The sequence below is a fragment of the Nocardiopsis lucentensis DSM 44048 genome (genome assembly GCF_000341125.1).
GTDB lineage: Bacteria > Actinomycetota > Actinomycetes > Streptosporangiales > Streptosporangiaceae > Nocardiopsis > Nocardiopsis lucentensis.
Genome location: NZ_ANBC01000944.1, coordinates 1 through 1,525, shown reverse-complemented (window position 1 = coordinate 1,525; position 1,525 = coordinate 1). Strand labels below are relative to the sequence as shown.

Below are 1,525 nucleotides of genomic sequence, written 5' to 3'. Positions count from 1 at the left end.
GTGCTGGTGCACAACAAGTGGCGGCTGCGGGTGATCGAGCGCGACCATCCCGATCTGTTCATGGAACCTCTGCTGGCCGGAGGCGTCGAGGAGGAATACTGACGCCTCACCCTGTGCTGGATCTGGGGGCGTCCGTCCCGGTCCACCCCTGACCACTCGCGGACCCCCTCCCACTCCTGCCGCCTTCTGAGGAGTCGCGCTGTCCACCGCACCGTCCACCGCTGACACGTCCGTGACCCCCCGCTCCGTTCCTCGTATCGTCGTCGCCTCCGCCCTGGTCCTGGCGTTGAGCGGTCCCGGTCAGACCGCCGGCATCGCGGTGTTCGTGGACCACGTCATCGCCGACCTCGGGGTGGGCCGCTCGGCGGTGTCCCTGGCCTACATGGTCGGCACCCTGGCCGGTGCCCTGGCGCTCCCCTGGATCGGCCGCGCGGTGGACCGCTTCGGGGTCCAACGGGTGCTGGCGTTGGTGGCGCTCGGTTTCGGTGGCTTCCTCCTCCTGCTGGCCTGCGTACAGGAGGTCGTCGGACTCACGGTGGGCTTCGTCGGCGTGCGAGCCCTGGGCCAGGGCGGCATGAGCATGATCGCGACGACCGCGGTGGCCATCTCCGTCACCCGCAACCGCGGCTTCCTGCTGGGGCTGGTCAGTTCCCTGGGAGCGGCCGGAATCTCCCTGTTCCCGCTGCTCGCCGAGCGCGTGATCACCGTGTTGGACTGGCGGTACACCTTCGCGGCCGAGGGCGTGCTGATCTGGGCGATCGTCCTTCCCCTGGCGTGGTGGGGGCTGCGCGGGACCGGCCGGGCGCTCGAGGGGGCCGCCTCCCCCGCCGACGGGTCACATGGCGGTGACGAGGGCGGGTCCTGGCCGCTGCGGGCGATCACGCGCACCTCGATCTTCTGGGCGATGGCCTCCGGGGTGGCGTGCAGCGGCCTGGTCGCCACGGCGGTGTTCTTCCACCAGATCTCGATCCTGGGCGAACAGGGATTGTCCGCCACCGAGGCCGCGGCGAACTTCCTGCCGCAGACCGTCGCCGGGTTGGGGGCGGCGATGCTGTTCGGTTCGGCCGCCGACCGCCTCTCCCCCAAGGTGCTCATGAGCGCCGCCATGGCCATGCACGCGGGCGCGCTCGCCCTGCTTCCGGTGGTCACGCCCGGCCTGGGCGCGGTGCTGTACGGGGTCGTCCTGGGGTCGGCCGCCGCGGGGGCCCGGGCGATCGAGAGCGCCGCGCTGCCCTACTACTTCGGCACGGCCAACCTCGGTTCGCTGCGCGGACTGACGCAGTCCATCGCGGTCGCGTCCACGGCCGTCGGGCCCATCCTGCTCTCGCTGGCCCACGGGTGGGCGGGCTCCTACCGGCCCGGTGTCATGGGCCTGGCTGCGTTGTGCGCCCTCGTGGCGGTGGCGGTGTGCTTCGCACGGCATCCGGTGCACCCGAGCGTGGCTGCCCCGACCCCGGATTCCGTCAGCGAACCCCACGACCTGGACGACCAGAAGATGTGAACATCCCAGGCCTGCATCACCGAT

The 1,525-nt window shown here is 71.5% G+C and carries 1 protein-coding gene; it reads left to right on the top strand.

All coding sequences use genetic code 11. The annotated features are described in order from the left end of the window. Positions 1 to 232 precede the first annotated feature (232 nt). Positions 233 to 1,501, top strand: coding sequence for an MFS transporter (locus D471_RS0132160; RefSeq protein ID WP_017602413.1), 1,269 nt, complete (start codon positions 233 to 235; stop codon positions 1,499 to 1,501). The last annotated feature ends 24 nt before the right edge of the window (positions 1,502 to 1,525 follow it).